The organism is Streptomyces litchfieldiae (assembly GCF_031845365.1).
In the GTDB taxonomy this organism is placed as follows: domain Bacteria; phylum Actinomycetota; class Actinomycetes; order Streptomycetales; family Streptomycetaceae; genus Streptomyces; species Streptomyces litchfieldiae.
In genome coordinates this window covers 100,988-127,392 of record NZ_JAVREL010000007.1, presented here as the reverse complement: position 1 = coordinate 127,392, position 26,405 = coordinate 100,988, and the positions used below count along the sequence as shown (strand labels likewise).

General features: G+C 75.7%; 25 protein-coding genes. 11 read left to right on the top strand and 14 right to left on the bottom strand.

Annotated elements, in window-relative coordinates; genetic code table 11:
- Positions 1-8: 8 nt before the first annotated feature.
- Entirely contained in the window at positions 9-2,444 is a 2,436-nt protein-coding gene (locus tag RM590_RS14490) for a SpoIIE family protein phosphatase (RefSeq protein ID WP_311705087.1), read from the bottom strand.
- 172 nt (positions 2,445-2,616) lie between these two features.
- Here RM590_RS14490 and RM590_RS14485 point away from each other — a divergent pair, with 172 nt between their 5' ends.
- Positions 2,617-3,069, top strand: coding sequence for a Crp/Fnr family transcriptional regulator (locus RM590_RS14485; protein ID WP_311704942.1), 453 nt, complete (start codon positions 2,617-2,619; stop codon positions 3,067-3,069).
- A 19-nt stretch (positions 3,070-3,088) separates the two neighbouring features.
- On the opposite strand, the gene RM590_RS14480 is transcribed toward RM590_RS14485, so the two are convergent.
- From RM590_RS14480 to RM590_RS14465, 4 genes are all read right to left on the bottom strand, one after another.
- Entirely contained in the window at positions 3,089-4,042 is a 954-nt protein-coding gene (locus tag RM590_RS14480; RefSeq protein WP_311704941.1) for an SGNH/GDSL hydrolase family protein, read from the bottom strand.
- Entirely contained in the window at positions 4,036-5,229 is a 1,194-nt protein-coding gene (locus tag RM590_RS14475; RefSeq protein WP_311704940.1) for a glycosyltransferase, read from the bottom strand. Before RM590_RS14475 ends, RM590_RS14480 begins: the two co-directional genes overlap by 7 nt.
- Positions 5,226-6,350, bottom strand: coding sequence for a glycosyltransferase family 4 protein (locus RM590_RS14470; protein ID WP_311705086.1), 1,125 nt, complete (start codon positions 6,348-6,350; stop codon positions 5,226-5,228). The genes RM590_RS14475 and RM590_RS14470 overlap by 4 nt, the downstream gene beginning before the upstream one ends.
- Before the next feature lie 127 nt (positions 6,351-6,477).
- Positions 6,478-7,914, bottom strand: coding sequence for a HEAT repeat domain-containing protein (locus tag RM590_RS14465; RefSeq protein WP_311704939.1), 1,437 nt, complete (start codon positions 7,912-7,914; stop codon positions 6,478-6,480).
- A gap of 217 nt (positions 7,915-8,131) precedes the next feature.
- Between RM590_RS14465 and RM590_RS14460 the strand changes: the two genes are divergently transcribed.
- Positions 8,132-9,532 (top strand): PP2C family protein-serine/threonine phosphatase, encoded by a 1,401-nt coding sequence (locus RM590_RS14460; RefSeq protein ID WP_311704938.1) that lies wholly within the window; start codon positions 8,132-8,134, stop codon positions 9,530-9,532.
- A 78-nt stretch (positions 9,533-9,610) separates the two neighbouring features.
- Here the strand turns inward: RM590_RS14460 and RM590_RS14455 are convergent, their stop codons facing one another.
- The gene (locus RM590_RS14455; protein WP_311704937.1) at positions 9,611-11,089 is read right to left on the bottom strand and encodes a DNA-binding protein NsdB; all 1,479 of its coding nucleotides are present in this window, start codon (positions 11,087-11,089) and stop codon (positions 9,611-9,613) included.
- 232 nt (positions 11,090-11,321) lie between these two features.
- On the opposite strand from RM590_RS14455, the gene RM590_RS14450 reads away from it, so the two are divergent.
- A complete protein-coding gene (locus RM590_RS14450) occupies positions 11,322-12,443 on the top strand; it encodes an aminoglycoside phosphotransferase family protein (RefSeq protein ID WP_311704936.1) in 1,122 nt (373 codons plus the stop codon).
- Positions 12,444-12,500: 57 nt separating this feature from the next.
- Here RM590_RS14450 and RM590_RS14445 read toward each other — a convergent pair whose 3' ends face one another.
- Complete coding sequence (locus RM590_RS14445) at positions 12,501-12,998, bottom strand: hypothetical protein (RefSeq protein WP_311704935.1); 498 nt, start codon at positions 12,996-12,998, stop codon at positions 12,501-12,503.
- Between the two features lie 24 nt (positions 12,999-13,022).
- The gene (locus tag RM590_RS14440; protein ID WP_311704934.1) at positions 13,023-14,849 is read right to left on the bottom strand and encodes a serine/threonine-protein kinase; all 1,827 of its coding nucleotides are present in this window, start codon (positions 14,847-14,849) and stop codon (positions 13,023-13,025) included.
- A gap of 215 nt (positions 14,850-15,064) precedes the next feature.
- On the opposite strand from RM590_RS14440, the gene RM590_RS14435 reads away from it, so the two are divergent.
- The 3 genes from RM590_RS14435 to RM590_RS14425 are packed head-to-tail and all read left to right on the top strand — an operon-like array spanning position 15,065 to position 17,445.
- Positions 15,065-16,048 (top strand): sugar kinase, encoded by a 984-nt coding sequence (locus tag RM590_RS14435; RefSeq protein ID WP_311704933.1) that lies wholly within the window; start codon positions 15,065-15,067, stop codon positions 16,046-16,048.
- 3 nt (positions 16,049-16,051) lie between these two features.
- On the top strand, positions 16,052-16,843 hold the full coding sequence (locus RM590_RS14430) for an IclR family transcriptional regulator (RefSeq protein WP_311704932.1): 792 nt from the start codon (positions 16,052-16,054) through the stop codon (positions 16,841-16,843).
- Complete coding sequence (locus tag RM590_RS14425) at positions 16,840-17,445, top strand: bifunctional 4-hydroxy-2-oxoglutarate aldolase/2-dehydro-3-deoxy-phosphogluconate aldolase (RefSeq protein ID WP_311704931.1); 606 nt, start codon at positions 16,840-16,842, stop codon at positions 17,443-17,445. The genes RM590_RS14430 and RM590_RS14425 overlap by 4 nt, the downstream gene beginning before the upstream one ends.
- A 66-nt stretch (positions 17,446-17,511) precedes the next feature.
- Here RM590_RS14425 and RM590_RS14420 read toward each other — a convergent pair whose 3' ends face one another.
- Together RM590_RS14420 and RM590_RS14415 are read right to left on the bottom strand one after the other, a co-directional pair.
- Positions 17,512-18,267 carry an SDR family NAD(P)-dependent oxidoreductase gene (locus tag RM590_RS14420; protein ID WP_311704930.1) on the bottom strand — a complete coding sequence of 252 codons (756 nt, stop codon included), beginning with the start codon at positions 18,265-18,267 and terminating at the stop codon, positions 17,512-17,514.
- Positions 18,264-19,565 (bottom strand): enolase C-terminal domain-like protein, encoded by a 1,302-nt coding sequence (locus RM590_RS14415; protein WP_311704929.1) that lies wholly within the window; start codon positions 19,563-19,565, stop codon positions 18,264-18,266. Before RM590_RS14415 ends, RM590_RS14420 begins: the two co-directional genes overlap by 4 nt.
- Before the next feature lie 168 nt (positions 19,566-19,733).
- Between RM590_RS14415 and RM590_RS14410 the strand changes: the two genes are divergently transcribed.
- The 3 genes from RM590_RS14410 to RM590_RS14400 all read left to right on the top strand — a co-directional run bounded on the left by RM590_RS14410 (position 19,734) and on the right by RM590_RS14400 (position 22,364).
- Positions 19,734-20,417, top strand: a complete 684-nt coding sequence (locus RM590_RS14410) for a FadR/GntR family transcriptional regulator (RefSeq protein WP_311704928.1) — start codon at positions 19,734-19,736, stop codon at positions 20,415-20,417.
- 133 nt (positions 20,418-20,550) lie between these two features.
- The gene (locus tag RM590_RS14405) at positions 20,551-21,513 is read left to right on the top strand and encodes an aldo/keto reductase (RefSeq protein ID WP_311704927.1); all 963 of its coding nucleotides are present in this window, start codon (positions 20,551-20,553) and stop codon (positions 21,511-21,513) included.
- Complete coding sequence (locus tag RM590_RS14400) at positions 21,510-22,364, top strand: amidohydrolase family protein (protein WP_311704926.1); 855 nt, start codon at positions 21,510-21,512, stop codon at positions 22,362-22,364. Before RM590_RS14405 ends, RM590_RS14400 begins: the two co-directional genes overlap by 4 nt.
- Positions 22,365-22,544: 180 nt before the next feature.
- Here the strand turns inward: RM590_RS14400 and RM590_RS14395 are convergent, their stop codons facing one another.
- Positions 22,545-22,925, bottom strand: a complete 381-nt coding sequence (locus RM590_RS14395) for a hypothetical protein (RefSeq protein ID WP_311704925.1) — start codon at positions 22,923-22,925, stop codon at positions 22,545-22,547.
- Positions 22,922-23,413, bottom strand: coding sequence for a class I SAM-dependent methyltransferase (locus tag RM590_RS14390; RefSeq protein ID WP_311704924.1), 492 nt, complete (start codon positions 23,411-23,413; stop codon positions 22,922-22,924). The genes RM590_RS14395 and RM590_RS14390 overlap by 4 nt, the downstream gene beginning before the upstream one ends.
- Positions 23,414-23,575: 162 nt before the next feature.
- Between RM590_RS14390 and RM590_RS14385 the strand changes: the two genes are divergently transcribed.
- Both RM590_RS14385 and RM590_RS14380 read left to right on the top strand, forming a co-directional pair.
- A complete protein-coding gene (locus tag RM590_RS14385) occupies positions 23,576-24,415 on the top strand; it encodes an alpha/beta fold hydrolase (protein WP_311704923.1) in 840 nt (279 codons plus the stop codon).
- A gap of 176 nt (positions 24,416-24,591) precedes the next feature.
- Positions 24,592-24,807 (top strand): hypothetical protein, encoded by a 216-nt coding sequence (locus RM590_RS14380; RefSeq protein WP_311704922.1) that lies wholly within the window; start codon positions 24,592-24,594, stop codon positions 24,805-24,807.
- Positions 24,808-24,851: 44 nt separating this feature from the next.
- Here the strand turns inward: RM590_RS14380 and RM590_RS14375 are convergent, their stop codons facing one another.
- Together RM590_RS14375 and RM590_RS14370 are read right to left on the bottom strand one after the other, a co-directional pair.
- A complete protein-coding gene (locus RM590_RS14375; protein ID WP_311704921.1) occupies positions 24,852-25,937 on the bottom strand; it encodes a LacI family DNA-binding transcriptional regulator in 1,086 nt (361 codons plus the stop codon).
- A 41-nt stretch (positions 25,938-25,978) separates the two neighbouring features.
- Entirely contained in the window at positions 25,979-26,404 is a 426-nt protein-coding gene (locus RM590_RS14370; protein ID WP_311705085.1) for a lasso peptide biosynthesis B2 protein, read from the bottom strand.
- Position 26,405 lies beyond the last annotated feature (1 nt).

Genomic DNA, 26,405 nt, shown 5'->3' with positions numbered 1-26,405 from the left:
GGCGTTCCTCAGCCCCGGTCGAGCAGTTGCTCGGTCCAGATGGTCTTTCCGGTGGTGGTGTAGCGGCTGCCCCAGCGGTGGGCGAGCTGGGCGATGAGGAACAGGCCCCGGCCGCCCTCGTCGGTCGGGCGGGCGCGGCGCAGGTGCGGCTGGGTCTCGCTGGGGTCGGACACCTCGCAGATCAGCGTCTCGTTGCGGATGAGCCGCAGCCCGACGGGGCCGCCGGCGTAGCGGATGGCATTGGTGAGGAGTTCGCTGACGATGAGTTCGGTGGGGAAGGCGTTGCCGGTCAGATCCCAGTCCTTGAGCTGGGTGAGGACGGCGTCGCGGGCCTCGCCGACGATGGCCGGTTCGGCGGGGAACTCCCAGTCGGCGGTGGATCCGTCGGGGAGGGCCTGGACGCGGGCCACCAGCAGCGCCACGTCGTTGGCCGGCGCCCGGCCGGGCAGCAGGGTGTCCAGCACCGACTGGCCGACGGCGGCCGGGGGGCTGCCGGCCGCCAGGCCCTCGGCCACCCGGTCGCGCAGCTCGCCGAGGCGCCGTTCGCGGGCACCGTCGTCGTTCTCGCCGGCGTGCGCGACGAGTTCCTCGCTGAAGAACAGCAGGAGGCTGTCCGGGGGCAGCGGCAGGCGGACGGTTTCGAACGGGTGCCCGCCGGTGCCCAGCGGCGGGCCGGCCTTCAGCGGGACCTGCGCCGGGGGCTCGCCGGGGCGGGCGACGACGGGCGGCACGCGGCTGGCGGCGGCCATGGCGCACTGGCCGGTGACGGGGTCGTAGACGCAGTACAGGCAGGTGGCGCCGACGGCCCCGCCGCGGCTGCCGTCGACGTCGGCCAGCCGGATGGCGAGGTCGTCGAGCCGGGTGAGCAGTTCGTCGGGGGCGAGGTCGAGGTCGGCGAGGGTCTGCACCGCCGTGCGGAGCCGGCCCATGGTGGCCGTGGCGCCCAGGCCGTGGCCGGCCACGTCGCCGATGACGAACGCGACCCGGGTGGAGGACAGCGGGATGACGTCGTACCAGCCGCCGCCGATGCCGGCCGCGGTGCCGGCCGGCACGTAACTGCCCGCGGTGTGGGCGGCGCTGACCTCGAAGACGGGCCGGGGCAGCAGGCTGCGCTGGAGGGTCTCCAGGGTGCGGTGCTCGCGGGTGTAGCGCCGGGCGTTGTCCACGCTGAGGGCGGCCCGGGAGCCGATCTCCTCGGCCAGGTCGGCGTCGGAGCGGGTGAACGGGGGCCGGGTGGCCGCGCGCCACAGGGCGAGGGAGCCGAGGATCTGGCCGCGGGCGCGGAGCGGCAGGACCATCCGGGAGCCGGGCGTGGTGGGCAGCAGTTCCCCGGGGCGCGCGGACTCGCCGGAGGCGTTGTCGAGCGGCCGGGGGCGCAGGGCGGAGACCTCGGCCTCGCGGAGCACGCCACCCTCGTGCCGCAGGTCCTCGGCCACGTTGTCGATGCGGAACGTGGCGCCGTGCCGGGCGACGTCGATGGGCCAGTGGCTGTCGGCGGCGGAGGCGGCGGAGGCGGCGACGCGGCGCAGCGGGGCGCCCTGGAGCACGGGGCCGGGCTCGTCGCCGGTGAGGACGGCGGCGGAGAGGTCCACGGCGGCCAGGTCGGCGAAGTCGGGGACGAGGACGCCGGTCAGCTCCTCGGCGTTGCGGGTGACGTCGAGCGTGGGGCCGATGCGCTGGGCGGCGGTGTGCAGGAGGGCCATCCGGCGGCGGGCCAGGTGCTGTTCGGTGATGTCGGTGAAGACGCTGACGACGCCGAGCAGGCGTTCGCTCTCGTCCTGGAGCTGGAGCGCGGAGACGGCCAGCACGCGGTCCTGGTCGGGGGCCGCCAGCAGCCGGGCGGAGTGCTCCCAGTAGGCGAGGGGTTCGCCGGTGGCGGCGACGCGGCCGAGCTGTTCCAGGATGGCGTCGGCGTCCTCCCTGATCATCAGCTCGTGCAGGGTGGTCGGCTCGGCCAGCGGCGCGGGGAACGGCTGGTCCCGGATGATGGCGGACGGGTCGGAGTTCATGCGGGTGACGCGCAGTTCGGCGTCGTGGATGGCCAGTCCGACCCGGGTCTGGGAAAACAGCGCGCGCAGCATGCCGCGATCCTCCTCCTGGTGGCGGGCGGTCGCCCGGGGGGTGAGGGTCACCAACTGCCGGGGGCCGTGGTCGGCCGCGATGGGCAGGACGTCCAGCCGCACCTCCGCCGTTCCGCCGTCGGCGAGGCGGAGGCTGACGGTGCCATGGCCGGGTTCGCCGAGGTCGGCGAGCTCGTCGAGGTCGGGCCAGGGCGCGGGCCCGGCGAGCAGGTCGGCCAGCCGGCGGCCGTACAGATCGGCGACCGGGCGGCCGGTCAGCCGCTCGCTGCCGGGGGTGCCCGCCACGACCTCGCCGCGTTCGCCGAGCAGCAGGACGACGGCGGCTCCGCCGGGCGGGCCGTCGAGGTCACCGGGGTACGGCATCGCGCTCAACGTTCCTCCCTCGGGCCAGTCCGACACGGCCCTGCTTCCTTCCCACTGTCGCGGACCTCGCGCCGCCCGGCGACTCAGGGAGGGGGCGGCCGGGATGCGGGGCTGGGCCGTTCGGGGTCCAATGGGCGGGGAGTGACGCCCCGGGTCGGGAGGAGGCGCGGCGATGACGGCTCCACGGCGACTGCCGCGGGTTCTGCCGGCCGAGTACCGCGAACGGCTGATGGGAACGGCCCGGGAGGTGTCGTTCGAGGCAGGCCGGCGAATCTTCGAGGAGAAGGGCCGGGCCGACCGGTTCTGGATCATCCGCTCGGGCACGGTGACGCTCGATCTTCGGCTGGGCGGGCCGCGGCCGACGGAGGTGTCCTCCTTGGAGAGCGGGGATCTGCTGGGCTGGTCGTGGCTCTTCCCGCCGTACGAGTGGGACTTCGGGGCGGAGGCGCTGAGCCCGGTGCGGGCGTACGAGTTCGACGGCGCGGAGGTGCAGGCGCTGTGCGACGCAGATCCGGCGTTCGGGTACGCGTTGCTGCGGGTCATCGTCGAGGTCTTGGCGCACCGGGTGCGGGCGGCGCGGACGCAGTTGCTGGACCTGGTGGCGCCGCACGCCGGCCGGCTGTAGGTCGCGGCGCCGGGCCGGGTCAGTCGAGGGATTCCAGGGCGCGCTCCGCCGCCCGCCGGGGTGGGTCCGGCACGCCGGGGAGCGGCGGGCCGGCCGTGGCCAGCAGCGCGGCGCGGGTGGCCTCGCGGGCGGCGCGTTCGAGCCGGTCCTCCGTGCCCGCCAGCCGGTGGCGGGTCTCGGCGGTGGCCAGCCGCAGCAGGCCCGGCAGCAGGTCGGTGGAGCGGGCCAGCACCCAGCGGGTGCCGCGGGTGGCCAGCCATCGGGCGCCGGCCGAACGGCTGGGCGGCGGCTGGTCACAGGCGGCCGGCGGCGGGGGGCCGGCGGCCAGCCCGCGGGCGGCCAGCCGGGCGTGGAACTCCCGGGCCAGCAGCCGGTGGCCGAGCTCGCTGGGGTGCAGCCGGTCCACGCTCCAGGCCGCGCGGTCGGCCGTGAGGGGGTGGTCGGCCAGGTGGACGTGCACCGCGCCATGGCGCAGGGACAGGTGGTGCACCACCTCGTTGAGCGCCTGCATGCGCCGTGCGAGGGGGCGGGTGAGCGCGTGCGGCAGCCGCAGCATGCGCCCCGGGTCGGGCAGGCAGGCGGTGAGGACGACCGCGCCGTCGCCGGTCAGGGTGGCCAGGATGACCTCCAAATCCCGGGCGGCGCGGGTGAGGTCGAACGGGGAGCGCAGCGTGTCGTTCCCGCCGACGATGACCGAGGCGAGGTGCGGGCGGTGCCGCCGCGCGGTGGCGAGCTGCTCGCCGGCCGCGTCGGCGGTGCGGGCGCCGCTGCGCGCCAGGTTGGCCACCAGCACGGGCCGGCCGGGCGGCGGCAGCCCGGCGGCGAGCAGCGGGACGAAGCCGCGCCAGCGCTCGCCGGGCAGCGGGTCGCCCAGGCCCTCGGTGAGGGAGTCGCCGAGGGCGGCGAACCGCAGCGCCTGCCGCCCGGGCCCGGCGCCGCCCGCCTCGGGCGGCGCCGGAACGCCGCTCAGCACGGCTCGCCGCCGTCCGTCGCGGCGGGGAACGGGGTGCGGGACGGGCTGGTGGGGGCCGCGTCGAGCGCGGTGAGGAACGCGTCGACCGCCCGGCTCCACGGGAAGAGCTCGGCCCGCTCCCGGGCCGCCGCGCGGCGGGCGGCCTCCGGGCGGGCCAGCAGGCGCCGCACGCCCTCCGCGAAGGACCGGCCGTCGCCGTCGGCGCTGGTGCCGGCCGTGCCCAGCAGCGCGGGCACCGCGGAACGGGCGCTGGCCACCACCGGGGTGCCGCAGGCCAGCGCCTCCATCGCGGCCAGCCCGAACGTCTCGGCCGGGCCGGGGGCCAGCACGATGTCGGCGGTGGCCTGGAGCACGGCGAGGTCGGCCGGGTCGCCGATGTGGCCGGCGAACACGACGGGCAGCCGCTCGGCGCGGGCGCGTTCGCGCAGCCGGGCGCCCAGCGGGCCCTCACCGGCGATGACCAGCGCCGCGTCCATGCCACCGCGCCGCAGCTCGGCGAGCGTGTCCAGGGCGATCCCGGGCCGCTTCTCGGGCGAGAGCCGGGAGCACATGACCAGGAGCAGCCGGGCGCCGCCGGCCAGTTCGTCGCGCAGCTCCGTGTCGCGCAGCTCCGGGCGGCAGCGGCGCAGGTCCACGCCGAGGGGGGCGCGCACTACATTGCGCGCGCCGACCCGGCGGAACTCGCGGGCCGCCCACTCGGTGGTGCACACCACGCGCGTGTAGGCGTGCGCGGTGCGGACGTTGAACCGGTCGGCGGCCAGGCGGCACAGCCCGCCCGGCAGGCCCCAGGTGGCCAGCACGCCGTCGACGCTCTCGTGGGAGACCATCACCGCGGGCACCCGGTGCTGCCGGGCCCACTCCCCCGTCCAGCGCAGGGTGGTGCGGTCAGAGACCTCCAGCCGGTCGGGCGCCAGCCGGGCCAGCAGCCGGGCCAGCCGCCGCCGGTCGGTCAGGACGCGGTAGCCGCCGGTGCCGGGGAGCACGCGACCGGGCAGGGTGATCACCCGCCCCTGGCCCGTCATCGCGTCGCCGGCGCTCTCGCCGGGGATGATCAGCACGGGCTCGTGCCCGGCCGCCCGGTAGCCGACGCCCAGCTCACGCAGGGCGGTGCGCAGCCCCCCGGAGGCGGGGGCGACGAAGTTGGCGAGGCGGACGATGCGCAGGCCGTGGTCGGTGCGGGTGCTCACTTGACGGCCACCGCCCGCGCGTCCAGCAGCCGGGCGTAGTGGTCCAGCAGGCGGTCGCCGACGGCCTCCCAGGTGCGGCCCTCGACGGCGGCCCGGCCGGCGCGGGCCAGGGCGCCGCGCAGCGTCGGGTCGTCGCGCAGGGTGCGGACGGCCTCACGCACGGCGGCGGCGTCGCGCGGCTCGACGAGCAGCCCGGTGCGGCCGTGGTCGACCAGGTCCAGCGGACCGCCGACGGCCGGGGCGGCCACCGCCACGCCGCTGGCCTGCGCCTCCTGCACGGTCTGGCAGAACGTCTCGAACGGGCCGGTGTGCACGAACGCGTCCAGCGTCGCGTAGACGCGGGCGAGGTCGTCGCCGGTGCGCCGGCCGAGGAAGTGGGCGCCGGGCAGGGCCGAGCGCAGCATCGTCTCGCTGGGCCCGTCGCCGACCACGACGATCCGCACGCCGGGCAACTGGGCGGCCTCGGCGAGCAGTTCCACGTGCTTCTCCGGGGCGAGCCGGCCGATGTAGCCGACGAGCAGCTCGCCGTTCGGGGCGAGTTCGCGGTGCAGCCCGGGATCGCGCCGGTCCGGCCGGAAGCGTTCGGTGTCCACGCCGCGCGGCCACAGATGGACCCGCGGTATGCCGCGCTCCACGAGCGCCCGCAGCGAGGCGGTGGAGGGCGCCAGCGTCAGGTCGGCCGCGGAGTGCACGGCGCGGATCCGGCGCCAGGCGGCCAGTTCGCCGGCGCCGAGGTAGGTGCGGGCGTAACCGGCGAGGTCGGTCTGGTAGACGGCGACGGCGGGGATGCCGAAACGGGCGGCCACCGCGACACCGCGCACGCCGAGGATGAACGGGCTGGCGAGGTGGACGACGTCCGCGTGGTGGGCGGCCACCGCGGCGGCGAGCTTGCGGCTGGGCAGCGCGACGCGGACCTGGGGATAGCCCGGCAGCGGCAGGGAGGGGATGTGCACGACGGGAGCGGGGCCGTCGTGCGGGACCCGGACGCCGGGCGCCGGGGCGGGGGCGATGACCAGCGGGTGGTGTCCGCGCCGCGCCAGGTGGCGAGCGGTCTGGAGCGCGCAGTGCGCCACACCGTTGATATCGGGGGGGTAGGACTCGGTGATGATGGCGACTCGCATCGGGGAGGTGCGCATACGGCAGTTGTCACCGCCGCCGCTGTTCCCCTGCCCACATCCGTATGTCCGTTCGGGAAACGTCCCATGAGCATCACCACCCGGCCCCGGGCGGCGGCGGGTGGCCGTCGGCTCAGCCCACGGCGCGGTCCGCCAGCCGGCCGCGGACGGCAGTCTGGACCCCGGCGCGCTCGGCCGGATCGGTGGCGAGGCGCCGCAATCGTTCGACGACGCGGCTGTCGACGGTGGTGGCGAAGCGGGCGGCGACCTCGCGAGTGTCCTCCTCGCAGTCCCACAGGCATTCGATGGCGAACCCGGCGGCGAACGAGGGGTCGGTGGCGGCCAGCGCGCGGGCGGCGTGGCCGCGCAGATGGGAGGACGACGTCTCGCGGTAGATGTGGCGCAGCACGGGCGCCGCGCTGGTCACGGCCAGCCGGCCCGCGCCCTCCACCAGGGGCCGCAGCTCCCGGGCGTCGCTGCCGTGGGTGCGCACGGCGCGCAGCAGGGCGGTCAGCACCAGCGGCGCGTCGGAGACCTCGCCGCGCTCGGCCAGCATGGCCGCGGCGCACGCGCCGAGTTCGTCCTGGCGGGGGGCCCAGCGCCTGGCGTGCGCGAGCGCGGCGGGCCCGCGCATGCGGGAGAACGCGGTGACGGCGGAGCGCGCGATGTCCGGGTCCGCCGCGGCGGCGCCGGCCCGGATGAGCGGGAACACCTCGGGGTCGCCGCGCTCGGCCAGGTGCCGCAGGGCCGCCGCCCGCGCCGCGGGCTGGTCGCCGGCGGCGGCGGCCAGCAGCTCCGGGCGGTCCTCGGGCCCGGCGACGGCGGCCAGGCAGCGCGCCGCGGGCGCCTCGCGCCACTGCCGGGGGGTCTGTTCGTAGCCCTCCCGCGCCCAGTCCAGCACGGCCCGGACGCTCCAGCCCGGCTGCGGCCCCGGCGGCCGGAGCTGGCGCTGCCAGCGGTCGAAGTCGCCGTCCTCCAGGGCGCGTTCCAGCCGGGCGCGCTGCCCGGGGCGGGCCGGATCCGCGGCCCAGATGTGCCAGGGGCGCGGTTCGAAGGAGTCGCGGACGGCGGCGGTGAGGGCCGCCTCGCCCTCCTCGGTGGCCGGGAAGCGGGCCAGGATCTCGGGGCCCAGGGCGCGGAGCCCCGCGTCGTCGTCGCGGACCGCGAGCTCGTCCAGGGCCCACCGCCAGTTGGCGCCCTCGATGGCGTAGCGCCGCAGCAGGCGCAGCGCCTCGGCGTTGCCGTAGGAGGCGAGGTGGCCCAGCACCGACAGGGCGAGGCCGGTGCGCTCCTCCTCGTCGCGCAGCGCGTCCTCCGGGTCGGCGAGGTGGGCGGCGATGCCGTCGAGGCCGGCGTCGAGCTCGACGTAGAGCCGGGCGTAGTACAGCGAGCGGTGCTCCAGCCGCCAGTCCTGGCGTGGGTCGTGCAGCACGCACTGCTCCAGGGCGGCGACGGCCTGCGCCCTGGGAGCCGCGAGGGCGTGCAGCCACCCGTCGCCGCGCCCTCGCTGGAGGAGCCCGAGAAGGGACCCGCTGGGCGCTATGCCTGTTTCGATGGGACTGGCGAACATATGAGTCAGCATCCGGTGCGTCGGGTCCCCTGGCAACGGGATTTCCGTTGGGCGGCTCCTTGCCGGTGACAGCCGTTCTACACCTCCCGAACCGCATCGGTCGCCCCCGGGCGGCTGAATCTCTTACGGAGCGGGGAAGGCTGTGCAACAGTCTGGAGTCGTCCGCGCAGACCGCTCCGGCCTGTCAGGCTTCATCGCGCCGTATCGGGGACCAGCCATGCTCTCCTCCCAAAACCCTGAACATCCCGCGAACGACGTTCCCGCGGGGGCGACTCTCGACGACCTCATCGCGCGGGCCCGCCGGCTGCGCGACGAGCTGAACGCCGCGCGGCTCGGCGAGTCCCCGGCCGGGGCCGGGCACGGGATACGGCAGGCCGTGTGGTCCCTGGCCGCGCACCGGCTGGGGGACGTCGGGGAGCTGCTGGACCAGCTCCGGGACGCCCCGGCGCCCGAGGGGCGCGCGCGGCTGGGGATGCGGATCGGCAGCGCCGAGTGGAACCTCCTGACCGACGGGGTCGAGTGGTCCGAGGAGATGTTCTCGATCTTCGGCAGGCCGGTCCAGGACGGGCCGCTCACCCTGGACCAACTGCCGTCCTGCCTGCCCGCCGAGGACCAGCCGACGCTGACCGCGGCCGTCACCGGCTGCCTGGTCGACGGGCAGCCGATGGACTGCGAGTTCCGGGTGATCCGGCCGGACGGCTCGCGGCGCACCGTGCAGATGGCGGGCGAGCCCATCGTCGACGAGGCCGGCGGCACGGTGGCGATGTGGGCCATGATCCGCGACGTGAGCGAGCTGCGCCGCAGCGCGACGGCGGCCGGCCGCGAGGAGGCCCGCGCGGAGGACGAGCTGCGGCGCCACCGCGGCCTCGCCCGGGCGGGGCTGGCGATCGAACTGGAGGACTCTGCGCTGGCGCCCTGGCTGGGCTCGCCCGAGCCCGGGCGCGCGAAGGGCCTGCCCGGCTCGCTGGAGCTGGCCGCCCGGTATCTGCCGGCCCGGCCCGGCGCGCCGATGAGCGGCAAGTGGTACGACGCGCTGGAACTGCCGGACGGCGGCTTCGTGCTCAGCGTGGGCGACCTCTCCGGCCGGGGCCCGGCCGCCGCGGCCGGCACGGCCACCGCGCTGGGCGCGATCCGCGGCATCGCGCTGACCGGCACCGAGCCGGGCACGCTGCTCGGCCATCTGAACCAGCTTCTCGACCGCGGCGTGCATCCGATTCTGGCCAGCGCGCTGTGCTGCCGCTACGAACCGGACGGCGGGCTGCTGACCTGGGCCCAGGCCGGGCACCCGGCGCCACTGCTGTGCCGGGGCGGCACCGGATGGGCGCTGCCCCGGCCTGCCGGGCCGCTCCTCGGCGCGGTCACGGACGCCGGCTATGCCCAGCGGGCCGACCGGCTGGAGCCCGGCGATGTGCTGGTGCTCCACACGGATGGTCTGTTTTCGGACATCCCCCCGGACGGCCGGTCCGGCCACGGCGGCGATCTGCGGCTGATCGGGCTGGCGCCCCGGCTGACGTCCGCCGACAGCGCGCTGGAATGCCTGCGCGTGGTGCTGGACGAGTGCGGCGAAGCGGGGCGCGAGGACGACGCCTGCGTGCTGGTGGCGCGCGTCAGGCGCTGACGCGCGCCGGCCGGGGCGGTGCCGTCCGTCCGTGCCGCTCCCTCGTCCGGCACGGACGGACGGCGGGCCCCGTGCCCCTCACACGAGGCGGGCGGCGCCGGGCGGCGCGGCGGCCGACGCCCGGGCGGGCATGGCCTGTTCGATCTGCTCCCGCAGGTCGGCGATGCCCGGGTACTCCGCGTAAATGCCGGTGAGCCGGTACATCTCGCGCAGCCGGTCCCAGGTCCGGTGCGAGGAGTTCTCCCCTATGGCGGCCAGCGCCAGCCGGGCGTAACGGTCGGCCTGGTCCGGGTCGTCGGCGATGAAGCAGGCCGAGGCCAGGGTGATCTGGTCGAAGATCCGGGACCGCTGGCGTTCGTCCACCCGCAGGGCCAGCGCCCGGCGGGCGTGCCGGCCGGCCGAACGGGCCGCCGACGGGTCGTGCTCGGCGAGCGTGCGGTAGGCCAGGGCCTGCATGCCGTGCAGGTCGGCCTCGTCGAACATCTGCATCCAGCTCGGCGGCGGAACCTCCGCCCGGTCGGAGACGAACAGCTCCTCGGCCTCGCCCAGCAGCCGCCGCATCGCCTGGCCGTGGCCCATGGACGCCTGGGCCCAGGCCTCGATCGTGCACAGCATGGCCCGGGTGCGCGGCAGCGCCTCCTCGCCCATGCCGGACCGGGCCAACTGCATCAGGTCCAGCGCGTCGTCGGGGCGCCCCAGATGCACCATCTGGCGGGCGGCGCGCGACAGCGCCTCCCCGGCACGCGGCCGGTCGCCGCCCTCCCGGGCGGCGTGCGCGGCGATGACGAAGTACTTCTGGGCCGTGGGCTCCATGCCCACGTCGTGGGACATCCACCCGGCCAGCACCGCGAGGTTGGCCGCGACGCCCCACAACCGCCGCTGGAGGTGCGGCGGATGCCGGTAGGCCAGCATGCCGCCGACCTCGTTGAGCTGGCCGACCACGGCCTTGCGTTGCAGCCCGCCGCCCCGGGAGGCGTCCCAGGCCCGGAAGATCTCGACCGAGTGCTCCAGGGCCTCGATCTCCTCGGAACCGATGGGGGCCGCCTCGTACCGGTCCAGACCGGCCGGGTCGTCTGAGGATGTTGAGTCGTCGGGGGCGGCGTGCCGGGCCGGGGCGGCCCGGAGCCAGTCGTGCATGGCGTCGCTGAGTGCTGAGCCTGCGGCGAGCGCGGCGCCCGCGCCCACCATGCCGCGTCGGTTGAGCATGAGGTCCATTCCCGTGAATTCGGTGAGGACCGCGGCAGTCCGCCGGGGCGGCCACGGCAGTCCGTGGAGGGACGGCCTGTTCCCCGCGTGCCCGGGTCGGCGCAACCCGAGGTCCTCGGTGGTCACGACACGGCCGAGTCGCTCGGTGAACAGGGTCGCCAGCACCTCGGGCACCGGATCGCGCGGCGTCTCCCCCACGTCGATCCACCGCCGCACCCGCGAGGTGTCCGTGGCCAGTTGAGGATGGCCCTGAGCAGCCGCCTGGCGGTTCACCAGCCGGGCGAGTTCCCCCTTGGACCACCCCGTCAGCCGGAACAGATCGGCGAGTCGGGTGTTGGATCTTCTGCTCACGTCAAGCCCCCAGGATCTCGGCTGAGTTGACAGTAACCGCCACGCAACGCCCGTATGACGATTCGCCATGGTTCGCCATGCCTCGCCACATGGTGTGCCACCCGTGAAAGGCGGTGGTGTAGACACCGCGCCACCCCGGTCCGGTGCCCCCGGCACTTCCCCAGGGTGTACGGGCCGTCCGGTCCGGGGGGCGCCGTGAACCTTCCGGCACACGAAGGGACCATGCCCACCCATGTATTCAGCACCCTCCCCCGTGATCACCCGGCAGCGTCCGCGGCTGGGTGGCCAGCCCGGCGGCACGCCCGGCGGCGCGGACGAGCGGGCCCGCCGGCCCCGCCGGAGCGGCCCGCCGCCCACGGCAGCGGCCCGGCTGGACCTCTCGGGCGCGCGAGGGGAACGGCTGCGCGCCGCGCTGTCCGCCGTGCACGAGATCTGTCCGGAGTTCGGCCCGGTGCAGGTCCTGCGCGACGACGCGCACCGCGTGGCGCTCGTCGGGATGACCGGCCGGCGCGCGGTGGTGGCCAAGTGCCTGCTGGACCCCTCGGGGTCCTCGGCCGCCCTCTTCAAGCAGGAGATAGCGGCGCACCGCTGTTTCCTGCGGCACCGGCCGCCGGTGCGCGTGCCGCGGCTGATCGCGGACGACCCCTACGGCCTCGTACTCATCACGGAGTTCATCCCCGGCCGCCCGGCGGCCGGGCCACGGTATCCCGCGATCCCGCCGTCCGCCGCCGATCTGCGGGCGACGCTGCACGCGGTGCACCGGCTCAACTGCTGGCGGCCACCGGCCGAGGAGCTGCCCGAGGCGATCAACTACCCGGCGCGGGTGGCTCGTTACCACGCGCTGGGGCTGCTCACCGACCGGGATGTCAGCGATCTCCAGGTGCTGCTGCACGGGCTGCGCGCCCGCGGGCGGCAGGAGCTGCCCCGGCAGGTGAACCACGGCGGAACGCTGCTGGCCGATGTCCTGCTGTCGCCGACCGGCCCGGTGCTGACCGGCTGGGAGGCGGCCGGCTGGTATCTGCCGGGCTATGACCTGGCGACGCTGTGGACCTCGCTGCGGGACGCGCCCGCGACGCGGCGGCAGGTCAGCCAGACCGCCCAGGCCGCGGGACCGCTGGAGCGGGACGCGTTCCTGGTGAACCTCATGCTCGTGCTGACCCGGGAGATCCGGCTGTGCGAGGACGCGGTGCAGCAGGCGATGCGCCGCCCCGAGTCCGTCCCGCCCCCCACCGGGGAGGACGGGGGCGCCGGGCGGCTGTCCTACGGCGAGGAACGCCGCCGGCTGCTGCGCCGGCTGCACGACGACTGGGCGCTGACCCGCCGCGCGGTGCGCGCGGCGGTGGGCACCAGGTGACCGGGCGGCGGGCGGGGGCCGTGCGGACGACCCCGGGCAGGCCCGCCGCCACCCGCGTCAGCGCTGGAACATCTCGGCGGGCAGCGGCTTCAGAAGCTGGTACAGCTCGTCGGTGATGGGCCGGTCCCAGCTCGCGATGGTGACCAGCACGCCGTCGCTGCGGTCGAACTGAACGCAGGCGATCCGGCCTTCGGTACAGGTGATCCGGCGCACGATGAGGAGATTCCCGTCGTGCATCACCGGGACCTCCTCCGAGCCGGTCGCCCGCACCTCCTCGTCCATCTCCAGCGCCAGCAGCAGTTGGTGGACCTCGAAGGGCACCTCTCCGTCGGCCACGTCGCGGGCGGGCGAGCCCTCCGGCAGGTTCCCGATGACCATCGCCGGGCCCCGGCCGCCGAACAGGTCGTAGCGCAGCACGACTCCCTGGCAGCTCCCGTCGGGCGCCGGCAGCAGCCCGGCGCCCAGCACGCCCGGCCAGTCGCCCGGGTCCATGGCCAGCACGTCGAAGTCGGGCCCGGCGGGGGAAGCGGCGTTGCGGCGGCGGAGAAACGACATGCCGCAATGGTACGTGGGGCGCGTTCAGCCCTCGGTCCCCTCACGCTCCCGCAGAGTGGCCACCTGGCGGTAGAGCTCGACGGCCTCGCCGGAACGGCCCAGTTGCTCCAGGCAGTGGGCCTCGTCGTTGCGGCTGGTCAGCGCATCCGGGTGGCCCGGGCCGAGCACCCGCTCCCGCGCCTGCCTGACCTGCCGGTACTCCGCCAGCGCGGCGTCCCAGCGGCCCAGCCAGCCCAGCGCGACGGCGATCTCGCGGTGGCTGACCAGGGTGTCGGGGTGGTCGGGACCCAGGACCTGGCCGCGGATGCCCCACACCTGCCGGGCCTCCGCCAGCGCCTCCTCCCAGCGGCCGAGCCGGCCGAGGCTGATGCCCCGGCCGTGCCGGGCGCGCAGCGTCTCGGGGTGGGTGGGGCCCTGGGCGCGGGTCCTGGCCTCGGCCAGCTCCGTGTACAGCCGCAGCGCCTCGGCGGGGCGGCCGAGCCGGCCGAGGCTGATGCCGGTCTCGTAGCGGGCGTCGAGCGTCGCGGGGTGGTCGGCGCCGAGGACTCCGGCGCGCGCCTCGGCCACCCGCCGGTGGCCCTCCAGCGCCTCCTCCCAGCGGCCGAGGCGGCCCAACGCGTAGGCCGTCTCGTACCGGCTGTCCAGGGTGTCCGGATGGTCCTCGCCGAGGGCGCGCTCCCGTTCCGCGGCGACCGCGCGGTGCACGTCGCACGCCTCCTCCCAGCGGCCGAGCCGGCCCAGGCTCAGGCCGGCGCGGTGGCGGCTGGCCAGCACCGCCAGGTACTCGGGGGCCGGGCCGCGGCGCTCGGCCGGGGGCCGGACCAGGGTCGCGGGGGCCAGGCCCGTCGTCCACTGGCCGGTGAGGCCGGCGGACCGGTCGGGCGGCGGCAGCCGCAGCGACCAGGAGCCGCTGGCGCGGGAGCCCGCGCGCATGCCGCGGGTCCACTCCGGCAGCCGCTCGGGCGGCCGGGGCGCCGGCATCCGCAGGGCGGTGGTGTCCCGGCGCCAGGCCGCGACCATCTCCCGGGCGAACGCGGCGGGGTCCCGGGGGCGGTCCTCGGGGTCCTTGGCCAGCAGGGCGAGGATGAACGCCTCCATTTCCTCGGGCAGTTCGGGCCGGCGGACGCGCGGCGGCTCGGGGGGCGTGTCGCGGTGCCCGAGGAGGATGGCCCAGGGGTCGCCGAGGTCGAACGGCGGGGCGCCGGTGGCGATTTCGTACAGGACGCAGCCGAACGAGTAGAGGTCGCTGCGGTGGTCCACGGTGAGCCCGGCGATCTGCTCGGGCGACATGTAGTGCGGGGTGCCGACGGCCATGCCGGCGCTGGTCAGCTTGGCGCTGAGGCCGATGTCGTGGGCGAGCCGGGCGATGCCGAAGTCGCAGATCTTGACGGTGCCGTCGGCGAGCCGCATCACGTTGGCGGGCTTCAGGTCCCGGTGCACGATGCCCTGTTCGTGGGTGTAGGCGAGGGCGGCGGCGACCTGGTCGGCGACGTCCGCCACCTCGGCCACGGGGAGCGGCTCGGGTCTGCGCGCGCTGAGCAGCTCGCTGAGATTGCGGCCGTCGAGCAGCTCCATCACCAGATAGAGCACGCCGTCGGATTCGCCGAAGTCGTGCACGACGGTGACCCCCCGGTGCTGGAGTCCGGCGGCCACCCGCGCCTCGCGGCGGAACCGTTCGCGCAGCACTCGGAGGAACGACTCCTCCTGCCGCGTGCCCAGCGGCTTGAGGCACTTCACCGCGACCCGCCGGTCCAGCGCCTCGTCACGGGCACGCCACACCTCGCCCATCCCACCGCGCCCGATCAGTTCGAGCAGTTGGTAGCGGCCGTGGATCAGAGCGTGTTCCGCCATCGCCCGTCTCTCGCCCCCGTCATCCGTGCCTGTCGCGCCCCCACCGTCCCCAGTATGGCTTCCTGCCGGGGACGTACTTATGCCAATCGGCGGGAAAGAGGAACTTTCCACCGTCGTATGCGCATTCGATCGCGAGCGGGCGCGGCGATGAAGTTCACCACGGAATGGCGATGCCCGTTCCGCTCCTCCGTAAGCCATTCGCTACCATGCGCGCCATGGTTGCGATATATGCAACGCCCATCGACGCGGTCTGCCTCGGCGAGACGATGGCCCAGGTAACGCCGGAGCCCGGGGGCCGCCTCGACGGCCGCTCGGCGATGACCCTGCGGTCGGCGGGCGCCGAGTCGAACGTCGCCGTCAACCTCGCTCGGCTCGGGCACCGGGCGGCGTGGTGCGGCCGGGTGGGCGCGGACCCGCTGGGCGAGCTGGTGGTCGGCGAGGTGGCCGCCGCCGGGGTGGATGTCTCCCTGGTGGGCCGCGACGAACGCCGCCCGACCGGGGTGTACTTCAAGGACCCCGCGCCGTCCGGGAGTTCGGTGTACTACTACCGGGCGGGCTCGGCCGCCGCCGCGATGGGGCCGGAGACGGCCGCGTCGGTGGTGGCGGCGCGGCCCCGGGTGGTGCATCTGAGCGGCATCACCCCGGCGCTGTCCGACGGCTGCCGCCGGCTGGTCGAGCACCTGCTGCTGGAACGGCCCGTGTCCGGCGCCGTGGTCAGCTTCGACGTCAACCACCGTCCCGCGCTGTGGGATGGCCCGGCCGGGCCCGAGCTGCTGCGCCTGGCGCGGGCGGCGGACGTGGTGTTCGTCGGCCTCGACGAGGCGGCGCGGCTGTGGCCGGTGGCCACGGCGGAGGAGGTGCGCGAGCTGATCGGCGCCCCGGTGTGCCTGGTGGTCAAGGACGGCGGCACGGAGGCCACCTCCTTCGACGGGGAGACCGTGGCGCGCGAGCCGGCGCCGCCGGTGGACATCGTCGAACCGGTGGGCGCGGGCGACGCGTTCGCGGCCGGCTGGCTCAGCGGGCTGCTGCGCGGGCTCGGGCACGCGGCCCGGCTGCGGCTGGGCCACCTGGTGGCGGGCGCCGCGCTGGGCAGCACCGGCGACCACGCGCCGCTGCCGGACGAGGAAGAGATCCGGCGGCGGATCGGCGTCCCGCCACAGCAGTGGGCGGCGGGCCCGGCCCGGGCCGGGGAGGGCTGAGCGGTGTCGCAGACCGTGGGCCGGGCGCTGGAGATCGTCGGCTTCATCGCGGAACGGCCCCGCTCGCTGGGCGAGACGGCGGACCGGCTGGGCGTGCACAAGTCGACGGCGCTGCGGCTGCTGCGGACGCTGGAGGCCGACGGGTTCGCCCGCAAGCGGCCCGACGGCAGGTACGCGGTGGGGCTGCGCGTGATCGCGCTGGCGCGGCAGGTGCTCGACCAATTGGACATCCGCGACGTGGCGCGTCCCCATCTGGCCGGGCTCTCCGAGCGCGTGGAGCACACCGTGCACCTGGCGGCGCTGCTGGACGGCGAGATCGTCTACGTGGACAAGGTGGACGGCGCGGGACCGGCCCGGCTGCGGTCACGCGTCGGCCGGCCCGCGGTGCTGCACACGGCGGCGGTCGCCAAGGTGATCCTGGCGCATCTCGAACCGCCGCTGCGGGAGCGGCTGCTGGCGAAGGTCACCTACCGGCCGGCCACCCCCGCGACCCTCACCACGCCGGAGGCGCTGCGCCGGGAGCTGGCGCTGGTGGCCGGGCGGGGCTGGGCCGAGGACGACGCGGAGGGCGAGCCGGGCGTCGCCTGCGTGGCGCTGCCCGTGCGCGACGCCGGCGGGCGGGTGCGGGCGGGGCTGTCGGTGACGTCGCTGGCGGCGGTGACACCGCTGCCGCGGCTGCGCGAGGCGCTGCCCGAACTGCGGGCGGCGGCCGGGCGGATCTCGCGGGAGCTGGGGTGGGGCGGAGATGTCCCGCCCGAGACGGACGGGGCGGCGCACACAGGAGGAACGCCATGACCGACTTCTTCGAACGGGCCTTCGCGGCCGGCCCCGTGATGGGCATCTTCCGCGGGTACGACCCCGGGCGCACGGTGGAGATGTGCCATCGGGCCTGGGAGCTGGGCATCGACCTGGTCGAGGTCCCGGTGCAGGATCCGTCGGCGGTGCCCTCGCTGACGGCGGCCGTCGCCGCGGCCCGGGAGCGGGGCAAGGTCGTCGGCGCGGGCACGGTCACCTCGGTGGAGCAGGTGCGCGAAGTGGCGCTGGCGGGCGCCGCGTTCACCGTCGCGCCGGGTCTGCTGCCCGAGGTCGCCGCGGCCTGCGCGGACCGGGAGCTGCCGCATCTGCCGGGGGTGGCCACCGCGACGGAGATCAGCCGGGCGCGGGCGCTGGGGCTGCACTGGCTGAAGGCGTTCCCGGCCGCGCAGTTGGGGGCGGACTGGATCCGGGCCCAGCGCGGCCCGTTCCCGGATGTGGAGTTCGTGGCGACGGGCGGGCTGGACGCGCGCAACGCGGGCGCGTTCCTGGCGGCGGGCTGCCGCGGCGTCGCGGTGGGCTCGGCACTCGCCGACCCGGACCAACTGCCGCTGCTGGCCGGGCTGATGGGGGGCACGGCCTAGCTTCCCGGCCCCGTCCCGTCTCGGCGAGACGCCGGACGGAACGGGACGGAACGGGACGGCGCCGGGTCAGCGCGGGCGGAGCCGCAGGCCGTGCATGCCGCCGTCGACCGCGAGGTCGGTGCCGGTGGTGGCGCCCGACAGAGGACTGGCCAGGTGGGCGATGGCCGCCGCGACCTCCTCGGGGGCGACGAGGCGGCCGGTGGGCTGGCGCGCCTCCAGCGCGGCGCGTTCGGCGGCGGGGTCGGGGGCGGCGGCGAGCAGGCGGCCGATCCAGGGGGTGTCGGCGGTGCCCGGGTTGACGCAGTTCACCCGGATCCCCTCCCCGACGAGGTCGGCGGCCGCGGCCCGAGTCAGGGACAGCACGGCGCCCTTGGTCGCGGAGTACAGGGCGCGGTTGGGCAGTCCGGCGGTGGCGGCGATCGAGCAGGTGTTGACGATCGCGGCGTGCGCGGAGCGGCGCAGATGGGGCAGGGCGGCGCGGGTCACGCGGACCATGCCGAAGACGTTCACCTCGAAGACGCGACGCCATTCCTCGTCGGGGTTGTCCTCGATGCGGCCCTGGGCGCCGATGCCCGCGTTGTTGACCACGATGTCCAGGCCGCCCAGGGTCTCCGCGGCCTCCTCGACGGCGGCGCGGACGCTGTCGTCGTCGGCGACATCCGCGCGGATGCCGGTGAGCGGGGCGGGAACGCCGGGGTTGAGGTCGAGGCAGGCGACGCGGGCGCCGCGTTCGGCGAGGAGCGTGGCGGTGGCCAGGCCGATTCCCGAGGCGCCGCCGGTGACAAGGGCGGCCAGGCCGGCGAATTCGGGTGCGGTCGTCATGACTCCTCGCTCCAGGCGGGTCCGTCGGGGTAGCGGTACCGGGCGATGGACGCGGGGTGCATCTCGGCACTCAGCCCGGGGGCGCGGGGGGCGAGGTAACGGCCGGCGCGCAGCGTGACGGGGTCGGTGAAGTGCCCGTGCAGGTGGTCGACATACTCGATGACGCGGTCCTCCGTGCTGCCGCTGACCGCGACGTAGTCGAACATCGCCAGGTGCTGCACCATCTCGCACAGCCCGACGCCGCCGGCGTGCGGGCAGACCGGCACCCCGAACTTCGCGGCCAGCAGCAGGATCGCCACGTTCTCGGTGACGCCGGCCACGCGTGCGGCGTCGAGCTGGAGGATGTCGATGGCGCCGGCCTGGAGGAGCTGCTTGAACATCACCTGGTTGTGGCAGTGTTCGCCGGTGGCCACCTTGACGGGCGCCACGGCGCGGCGGATCGCCGCGTGCCCGAGGATGTCGTCGGGCGAGGTCGGCTCCTCGATCCAGTAGGGCTCGAACGGCGCGAGCGGCGCCAGCCATTCGATGGCCTGCTCCACGCCCCACGCCTGGTTGGCGTCGACGGCGATCCGCACGCCGGGGCCCACGGCCTCCCGGGCCAGCCGCACGCGGCGCAGGTCGGCCTCCGGGTCGGTGCCGACCTTCAGCTTGATCTGGGTGAACCCCTCGGCCACGGCCTCCCGGGACAGCCGCACCAGCTTGTCGTCGGTGTAGCCGAGCCAGCCGGGCGTGGTGGTGTAGGCGGGGTAGCCGTCCGCCAGCAGGCGCGCGCGGCGCTCGGCGCGGCCCGGCTCGGCGGCGGTCAGGATGTCCAGCGCCTCCTCGGGGGTCAGCGCGTCCCGCAGATAGCGGAAGTCGACCAGCGCGACGAGCTGTTCGGGGGACATCCCGGACAGCAGCTCCCACACGGGCTTGCCCTCGCGGCGCGCGTACAGGTCCCAGACCGCGTTGACCACGGCGCCCGCCGCCATGTGAATCACGCCCTTGTGCGGGCCGAGCCAGCGCAGTTGCCCCTCGCCGGTCAGCCGCCGGGAGAACGCGCCGAGGTCGGCCAGCACGTCGTTGACCGGCAGCCCGGTCACCAGCGGCGCCAGCGCCTCGACGGCCGCCGCCTCGATCTCGTTGCCCCGGCCGATGGTGAACGCCAGGCCGAACCCCTCGGCGCCGTCCGAGGTGCGGACGGTCACATAGGTGGCCGAGTAGTCGGGCTCGGGGTTCATCGCGTCGGAGCCGTCGAGCTCGCGCGAGGTCGGGAAACGGACGTCGACCACGTCCACGGAACTGATCAGCTCGGCCACGGCAGCCGCCCGGAGGAGGACACATCTCGCTTGGACATGGGATGAATGTATAGTTCCCGGCCGCCAATTCGTCCATAGCGCCCACGGAATCGGGGATTTTCCTCCCGAGACATGGGATCTCTCTGTTAGGGTCCCCCTGCCGCACTCCACCGACGAGGTCTATCCGCAATGTCACTGACAGACAAGGCCATCGCCCGCATCAGGGAGCTGATCCAGTCCGGGGACCTGCCGCCGGGGGCCAAGCTGCCGCCCGAGCAGCAACTGGCGGCCGAGCTGGGGCTGTCGCGGAATCTGATGCGGGAGGCCGTCAAGGCGCTGGTCGTCGCCCGGGTGCTGGAGATCCGGCGGGGCGACGGCACCTATGTGACGAGCCTGGAGCCGCGGCTCCTGCTGGCCGGGCTCGGCGCGGCGGTGGAGATGCTGCGGGGCGAGACCTTGTTGCAACTGACCGAGGTGCGGCGGTTGTTCGAGCCGGTCGCCACCGGGCTTGCCGCCACGCGGATCACGGCGGAGCAGCTCGCCGAGGTGCGGCGCCGGCTGGACGCGATGCGCGCGGCGCGCGACAACGCCGAGCTGCTGACCGAGCACGACGCCGCGTTCCACCGCGCCGTGCTGGCCGCCACCGGCAACGAGACGCTGGTCTCGCTGCTGGAGGGCATCTCCAGCGACACGCTGCGGGTGCGCGTCTGGCGCGGCCTGGTCGACCAGGACGCGGCCGGCCGCACCGTCGCCGAGCACGAGACGATCTACGCGGCGCTGTGCGACCGGGACGCGCCCCTGGCGCAGGCCGCCGCCCTGGTGCACGTCAGCGGCACGGAGAGCTGGCTGCGCGACCACCTCCGGCCGGAGTGACCCCGGCCCGTCCGCCCCGCCCCTCTTCACCCATCGGGAGAGCCATGCGTTTCCTTCGACCCCTTCGAGCGGAACCCCCGGGCGCCCGGCGCCCCGCGGTCCCCGGCCGCCCCCACGCCGCGCGGAGCCGGGCGTGAACGCCCCGGACACCGCCGAACTGGGCGGCTCCGGCCTGCGGGTGGGCCGCCTCGGCTTCGGCACCGGCCCGCTGGGCGGCCTGTTCTCGGCCGTGGACGACGAGCAGGCGGCCGATGCGCTGGCCGCCGCCTGGGACGCCGGGATCCGTTACTTCGACACCGCCCCGCACTACGGCGCCGGGCTGGCGGAGGAGCGGCTGGGCGCCTTCCTCGCCGGCCGGCCGCGCGCCGAGGCCGTCGTGTCCACCAAGGTCGGCCGGCTGCTGCGGCCGGGCCCGGCGGTGGACGGCACCGACGGGTTCCACGGCGCGCCGGCCCGGGTCCGGGTGTGGGACTACAGCGAGGCGGGCGTGCGCCGTTCGCTGGCCGACAGCCTGGAACGGTCCGGGCTCGACGCGTTCGACCTGGTGCTGATCCACGACCCCGACGACCACTGGGAGTCCGCCGTCCGGGAGGCGTATCCCGCGCTGGCGCGGCTGCGCGCGGAGGGCGCGATCCGGGCGATCGGCGTGGGCATGAACCAGTGCGCCATGCTCGGCCGGTTCGTCGCCGAGACCGACATCGACTGCGTGCTGGTGGCGGGCCGTTACTCGCTGCTGGACCGCGAGGCGGGGCGGGAGCTGCTGCCGCGCTGCGCCGAGCGGGGCGTGGGGGTGCTGGTCGGCGGGGTGTTCAACAGCGGCGTGCTGGCCGATCCGCGGCCGGGTGCCGCGTTCGACTACGCGCCGGCCTCCCCCGAGGTGCTGCGGCGGGCGCGGGAGCTGGCCGAACTGTGCGCGGCGCACGGCGTCCCGCTGGCCGCCGCCGCGCTGCAATTCCCGCTGCGGCACCCGGCGGTGACCGGGGTGATCGTCGGGGCGCGCAGCGCCGCGGAGGTCGAGGCGAACGCCGCGGCCGCGTCGCTGGAGGTGCCCGAGGCGCTGTGGGCGGAGCTCGACACCTGGGAGGCCACCGCATGAGCCGCGTGGACGCGCACCATCACGTCTGGGACCTGGCCCGCCGGCCGCAGCCCTGGCTCACCGGGCCCCGACTGGGGCCGCTGCACCGCACGTTCACGCCGGCCGAGCTGGCCGGCCCGGCCGCCGCGGCGGGCGTCACGCGGACGGTGCTGGTGCAGGTGCTGGCGGATGCCGAAGAAACGGCGGACTTCCTGGCGCTGGCCGACCGGAGCGAGCTGGTGGCCGGCGTCGTCGGCTGGGCGGACCTGACGCGCGGCGCCGCCGTGGCCGGGCAACTGGCCGGCCTGCGCGCCGGGCCCGGCGGCGAACTCCTGGCCGGGGTGCGGCATCTGGTGCAGGGCGAGGCGGATCCCCGCTGGCTGTGCCGGCCGGACGTGCGGGCCGGGCTGGCCGCGGTGGCCGACGCGGGGCTGGTCTACGACCTGCTCGTGCTGCCCGGCCAACTGCCCGCCGCGATCGAGACCGTCCGCGCGCTGCCCGGGCTGACGTTCGTTCTGGACCATCTGGCGAAGCCGCCGATAGCGACGGGCGAACGGGAGCCCTGGGCCGGGCTGGTCCGGCGGCTGGCGGCCGAGCCCAATGTGGTGTGCAAGCTGTCCGGCATGGTCACCGAGGCGGACCCCGACCACTGGACGGTGCGGGATCTGCGGCCGTATGCCGAGACCGTGCTGGAGGCGTTCGGCCCGGACCGGCTCATGTTCGGCTCGGACTGGCCGGTGTGCTTGGCCGCCGCGGACTACGCCGAGGTCGTCGAGGCGGCGGTGGAGCTCACGGCCGGACTGAGCCCGGACGAGCGGACGGCGGTGTTCGGCGCCACCGCGGCCCGGGTCTACGGGCTAGGGCCTGTCTGACAATTCCCGCCGGGCGCCCGCCGCCTGGCACCGCACCTCGCTCCGTTGTCGCATCGCGCGAGTACGGCCAAGTACGAGCTGCGATACTCCGCCTTGCGATGCACGGCACCAGACGACGTGCGCTGATCCGACGCGAATTATCAGACAGGCCCTAGGCCGGAGTGAGCCGCGCCCGGCGGCTCACTGGTCCGCCGCCCGGGGCAGGGCGCGCGCCCGGATGAACGCGGCGAGCGTCACCGGCCGCAGCGGGTCGACGCGGTCCTGCCACAGGGCAGGGTCGACCGCGTCGAACTGGGTGGCGTGCTCCAGGGTCCGGAAGCCGCCGCGGCGCAGCAGCGCCGACATGGCGCCCGGGCCGAGGAACGTCAGCCACGGCTCCCCCGCCCCGGCGGCCAGCGGCCCCACCAGGTCGGCGTGCGCCCGCCCGGCCGGGTCGCGCAGCCGCGCGGGCAGCAGGTGGTCGAGCACCAGCTCGGCGCCGGGGGCCAGCCGGCTCACCTCGGCCAGGGTGCGGACGATGGCCGCCCGGTCGAGATACACGGTGGCGCCGAGCCAGCTCACGAACGTGGGCCGGCCGGGGTCGAAGCTGGCCGCGCGCAGCGCCCGGCCGTCGCCAGCTCCGCCGGCACCGGGGTCACGCCGTCGGGGACGGCGATGCCGGCCCGCTCCAGCAGCCGCCGCTTCCAGCGCAGGGTCGCCGGCCGGTCCACCTCGAACACCCGGAGGCGGCGGGCCAGTGGGGAGCGGTGGGCGAACGTGTCGAGCCCGGCGCCGAGTATCACGTACTGCTCCACTCCCCGGGCGACGGCGGCCCCGAGGCGGTCCTCGGCGTAGCGGCTGCGGCAGGCGACCTGCGCGCGGGCCTGCCACAGGACCGGGTGGCCGCCGTGCTTGCGGTGCTGGGCGAGGTGTTCGGCCGCGTCCTCGCCGAGCAGGGCCTCCGCCAGGTCGTCCACGAAGAGGAACGGGCGGCCGTCGACGAGGAGATGGGCCGCACGGGCGGCGGCCGCGGCGAGGGCCGTCTGACTGTGCTGCGCGTCGGAAGTCACGCGCGTACGTTATCCAGGGGGTCCGACAACACGGCACAAAATAACCAATTCGTCTCTATTCAGTCGGAGATGCGCCCCGCTCCGGTGCGGCGCCGGCCGGCACGACCGGCCCACGGGAAACCGGGTTGCCCCGGCCCGGACGCCGCTGCCAGGGTCGGGGCCATGCCCACCTTCGCCGCGCACGACGGCACCACGCTCGCCTACACCGTCTCCGGGGACGGCCCTCCGCTGGTCTGTCTGCCCGGCGGGCCGATGGAGGACACCTCGTACCTCGGCGACCTCGGCGGCCTGTCCGCGCACCGACGGCTCATCCTGCCGGACGCCCGCGGGACCGGCAGGTCGGCGCCGGCGGCGGACCCGGCCTCCTACCGCTGCGACCGGCTCGTCGACGACGTGGAGGCACTGCGCGAACAACTCGGCCTGGACCGGATGGATGTACTCGCGCACTCCGCCGGCGCGAACGTGGCCGCGCGCTATGCGGAGCGCCACCCGGAACGCGTCGGCAGGCTCGCGCTGATCACGCCGAGCGTCATGGCCGTCGGCATCACGGTGCCGGGAGAGACCCGGCGCGAGACGGCGCTGCTCCGCCGGGACGAGCCGTGGTTCCCGGCGGCGTTCGCGGCCCTGGAGGCGGTCGTCGCCGGGCGGGCGACGGACGAGTCCTGGCAGGCCATCGCACCGTTCTTCTACGGCCGCTGGGACAAGGCGGCCCGGGCCCACCGGGCCGCGGAGGAGGGGCGGAAGAACGACGAGGCCGCGGCCGTCTTCGGCGCCGAGGGCGCCTTCGACCCGGACACCACCCGGGCGGCGCTCGCCCGGTTCGCGTCGCCGGTGCTCGTGCTCGCCGGGGAGTTCGACCTCAACTCGCCGCCTCCCGCGATGACCGAGCTGGCCGGGCTGTTCCCCCACGCCCGGCTCGTCGTGCAGCCCGGGGCCGGGCACTTCCCGTGGCTGGACGACGCCGACCGGTTCGTGGCGGCCATCGCGGCGTTCCTCGGATGACGGGCGGCCCCGCGGGGGGCATTCGGCCGAGCGGGCGACATGCGAAAGCCCATCGCATCATCACCTGACGCACAGTCATACGAACCAAGGAAACCGAAACCTTTTATCTCCCCGGCGGATTAACGGACCGAACGGCTCGGTCCGCGAGCGAAGCAGGAAGACGGAAGGTGCACGGCATGGGGAAGTGGGCACGCTGGCCGATCCTGACGGCGGCCGCGCTGGGCGCGGCGGCACTCGGCGCCGGGACGGCCGAGGCCGACGAGCACTACTCGGGCACCACGAACATCGGGCCGCGCGTCGGGCTCGTCAACACGGGGCAGATCGACGACCCGCTGGAGGACGTGCTGGAGCACGCCGCGGTCCTCGGCAGCGCCACCTGGACGTTCGACTGACCCTCGTCCCGGAAGATCCCGCCGTCGGCTGAACGGCCGGTCGTTCAGCCGACGGTCGGTGGCCGGGCGACCGAGTCCCGGACGACGACATGGGTGCCCAGGACGATGCGCTGCTCCGCGCCGGTCGTGGTGCCCTCGCGGCGGTCCAGCGCAAGCCGCACCGCCGCCCGGCCCATCTCCTCGTACGGCACGTGCACCGTGGTGAGCCGGGGCCGCAGGTCCTCGGCGGGCGGCACATCGTCGAAGCCGACCAGCGAGACATCCTCCGGCACGGCGAGGCCGGCCTCGGTGAGCGCGCGGAGCGCGCCCGCGGCGACCGCGTCGGTGAGCGCGAACACCGCGGTGAAGTCCCGGGCCCGGCCCAGCCGTTCACGCATGGCCACATACGCCTTGCCGCGGTCGAAGGCGGCCTTCTCGATCAGCGAGTCGTCGAACGCGGCGCCGAAGTCCTTCAGCGCCCGGCGGTATCCGGCGATGCGCTGGGCGGTCGTGGTGAGGGCAGCGTCGCCGCCGAAGAGGAGCACCCGGCGGTGTCCGGCCGCCAGGAGTCGGCCCGTTATGGCGTACGCGCCCTCCTCGTTGTCGTACTGGACCACGGTGGCGGGCACGGACTCCCCCAGCGACGGGCGGCCGCACAGCACCAGGCGCGAGCCGGACTGGTCCAGCGACTGGGCGATGGCCGACATCTGCCGCCGGTACGGCTCGTCGTCCTTCACCCCGCCGATGAGGATCACGGCCTCCGCGCCCTGCTGGCGCATCGCGTGCACGGCGTCGAGCTCCCGGCCCGGATCGCCGCCGCTGACGCACACCAGGCACAGCCGGCCCCGGCGCGACGCCTCCTCCTCGATCCCGTGGGCGACCTGTGCGAACGAGGGGCCGCGCACATCGTTCAGCACGAACGCGACCGTGCGCGCCCCGTGCCCGCGCAGCGCCCTGGCATGGGTGTTGGCCACGTAGTCGAGCTCCCGCAGGGCCTTCTCGACGCGTCTGCGCGTGGCGGTGGCCACCGGGTAGTTGCCCGCGATGACGCGCGAGACGGTCGGCACCGACACCCCGGCACGGTGCGCGACGTCCTTCAGCGTGGCCCGCCCCCGCACCACCCGTCCCGCCTCATCGCTCTGCGCAGTCACGGGCGTCAGTGTAGCCAGCGGTGCCCGGCCCCCGGGGGGCATCAGCGAGCGGCCCGGCGGGAGCGCGGGGGAACGGTCAGGGTGGGCGTGAAGTAGCCGGCCGGCTCCCGCTCGCCGATGGGGATGCCGTCGGCCTCGACCCAGGCGTGGGCGCGGAAGGGGCCCATGCGCACGCCGGTGCGCCAGGTCGGCCAGGTGCCGCCGAGACGGCACAACAGCGCGGTGGCCAGGGATCGTTGGAGACAGCCCTGGCCGGCGCAGCGGACGCTGACCGTGACGACGGCCTCGCGCGCCGCCCGGGCCTGCGCGGGGGTGGCGGGCGTGGCGCCGGTGCGGATCAGGATGAGGACGGTGTGGATGCGGCGCGGTGGCAGGGCGGCCAGCACCCGGGCCGCGGCGACGGCCAGCCGGGCGGCCAGCCGTCGGCGCGCGGGCAGCGGCCGGCCCCGGTCCAGCGCGTTGACCATG

Coding starts and splice junctions, on each gene's coding strand:
- RM590_RS14490 (WP_311705087.1), bottom strand. CDS start 2,444: ATGCCGTACCCCGGTGACCTCGACGGCCCGCCCGGCGGAGCCGCCGTC.
- RM590_RS14485 (WP_311704942.1), top strand. CDS start 2,617: ATGACGGCTCCACGGCGACTGCCGCGGGTTCTGCCGGCCGAGTACCGC.
- RM590_RS14470 (WP_311705086.1), bottom strand. CDS start 6,350: ATGCGAGTCGCCATCATCACCGAGTCCTACCCCCCCGATATCAACGGT.
- RM590_RS14465 (WP_311704939.1), bottom strand. CDS start 7,914: ATGTTCGCCAGTCCCATCGAAACAGGCATAGCGCCCAGCGGGTCCCTT.
- RM590_RS14460 (WP_311704938.1), top strand. CDS start 8,132: ATGCTCTCCTCCCAAAACCCTGAACATCCCGCGAACGACGTTCCCGCG.
- RM590_RS14450 (WP_311704936.1), top strand. CDS start 11,322: ATGTATTCAGCACCCTCCCCCGTGATCACCCGGCAGCGTCCGCGGCTG.
- RM590_RS14445 (WP_311704935.1), bottom strand. CDS start 12,998: ATGTCGTTTCTCCGCCGCCGCAACGCCGCTTCCCCCGCCGGGCCCGAC.
- RM590_RS14440 (WP_311704934.1), bottom strand. CDS start 14,849: ATGGCGGAACACGCTCTGATCCACGGCCGCTACCAACTGCTCGAACTG.
- RM590_RS14435 (WP_311704933.1), top strand. CDS start 15,065: ATGGTTGCGATATATGCAACGCCCATCGACGCGGTCTGCCTCGGCGAG.
- RM590_RS14425 (WP_311704931.1), top strand. CDS start 16,840: ATGACCGACTTCTTCGAACGGGCCTTCGCGGCCGGCCCCGTGATGGGC.
- RM590_RS14420 (WP_311704930.1), bottom strand. CDS start 18,267: ATGACGACCGCACCCGAATTCGCCGGCCTGGCCGCCCTTGTCACCGGC.
- RM590_RS14410 (WP_311704928.1), top strand. CDS start 19,734: ATGTCACTGACAGACAAGGCCATCGCCCGCATCAGGGAGCTGATCCAG.
- RM590_RS14400 (WP_311704926.1), top strand. CDS start 21,510: ATGAGCCGCGTGGACGCGCACCATCACGTCTGGGACCTGGCCCGCCGG.
- RM590_RS14385 (WP_311704923.1), top strand. CDS start 23,576: ATGCCCACCTTCGCCGCGCACGACGGCACCACGCTCGCCTACACCGTC.
- RM590_RS14380 (WP_311704922.1), top strand. CDS start 24,592: ATGGGGAAGTGGGCACGCTGGCCGATCCTGACGGCGGCCGCGCTGGGC.
- RM590_RS14370 (WP_311705085.1), bottom strand. CDS start 26,404: ATGGTCAACGCGCTGGACCGGGGCCGGCCGCTGCCCGCGCGCCGACGG.